Source organism: Kosakonia sp. N21 (assembly GCF_050587465.1).
In the GTDB taxonomy this organism is placed as follows: domain Bacteria; phylum Pseudomonadota; class Gammaproteobacteria; order Enterobacterales; family Enterobacteriaceae.
This window is the reverse complement of the sequence record NZ_JBOBHR010000027.1, coordinates 1-1,512: the sequence shown is the minus strand read 5'-3', so window position 1 is coordinate 1,512 and position 1,512 is coordinate 1. Positions and strand designations below refer to the sequence as shown.

The window sequence follows — 1,512 nt, the reverse complement described above, 5'->3', positions numbered from 1 at the left end:
CGATATTATCTGGGCAAATGAGCAGGCAGAAAAAATAAATAAAAACAATTTGCATTTTGATGAAAGTTCGGAAGTTCTGTCTTTCCTTGCACCCACTCTCTACTGGTTTTTGAAAAATAAAAAAACAGCCAAAGATCTGCAAGGGCATGATTTTAAAAAAATCGTTGACAGTTACTATGCAGATATTTACCGCCTTAATCCCTTAACCCAGGTCGCCGGGATCCCCGAGGGGTACACTCCACTTTCCGGTTTACTCGGCAGTGAATATTTTTCTGAGCAGAAAGAGTATGTCAGCCAGTTTAATGTCTATAAAGAAAAATACAGCGCCTATGATGCCAGTGAGATGGCAAAAAACCTGTTATTAATCTCCGGGCTGACATTGTCTGATATTCTCGAGAAAACAAAAAAAAGGTTTCGCATCAATGTCAAAACGTCAGAGCATGATGAGGATATCATACCCGGGGAAATGCTTTTTGTTCAGTTGCATGATGGCCGGTGGATTTTCTTTTCACTCTTTCCTGACGCCCTGTTCAGTAAGGTTTATACGGCTGCGGAAATGTCAGCAAATGAGTATCTGTCCGGAATTACTACGCTGTCACCTGTGGCACTGAAAGGTGTCACTTATGGCCCGGTCTATTCCGAAGACTTTTTCCGCGAACGTTTCGGGCGAAAGGATTCAGGGGCATTATGGGGTTTTGAGTTTAAATGGCGGCATATCAGAACAGCGTTGCTGAGCACTGTTTATAATGATGAAGGCGAGCTGAAGTATCCAACGCCTTTCACCGAAGGTAAATATCATGGGTTGATTCTTGATTTAAAAGAGAATGCAAATCAGCCGCATGAAAATCTGGTAAAAACATTAAATACCAGCCTGGTATCTATGTTTAAACATACGGCGGATGCCCGTAAGAAATCACTTTATACCCCGTCGGTGTTACAACAGATTGCATTTGCGGTGGTTCCTTTTTATCGCGAGATTTACTATCGCGATAACGACCCTGAATATAAAATTGACATCGACTCCGTTCTGCTTGATGTCATTGGTGTCGTTTGTGTCGCGGTGGGGGCGGGCATTCAGATCGCCACAGTGCTAAGCAAAATAAGATCGATAACAGAACTTTTTCGCCAGGGCGTAAAATCCGGATTAGTCGGTAAGGCGCTGTTGTCCTATGTGATCAGAGAAATGGCTAAAGATGTCGCATTCAGTGCGCTGAAAATTGCAAAAATCAGCCTGATAGCATTGATAGACCTTATTGACCCGTTGGCGATCAAGGATATCGCTAAATTCACCATACAGCGCTTTAATCAACCCGGAAGTCTCCGGTCACTTATTCCTGATGTTCAGCAGGTTTCGCCCGTCCGGGGGATTAATAAAAAATACGCACGGACGGATGTAAACATATGGGAAATGTCTAAACAGAAAATAAAGGACGCTGAGGTTTATGTTCCTTCCGTTAACCATAACAGTAACAAAGAGTATTACATCAGCGTTGACGACAACACCTATCAGAT

1 protein-coding gene is annotated in these 1,512 nt (G+C 42.9%); it reads left to right on the top strand.

The genetic code is table 11. The annotated features are described in order from the left end of the window. Positions 1 to 1,512 (top strand): hypothetical protein (locus ACQ3G7_RS24675; protein ID WP_430893007.1); only part of this gene is annotated, 1,512 nt, incomplete at both ends.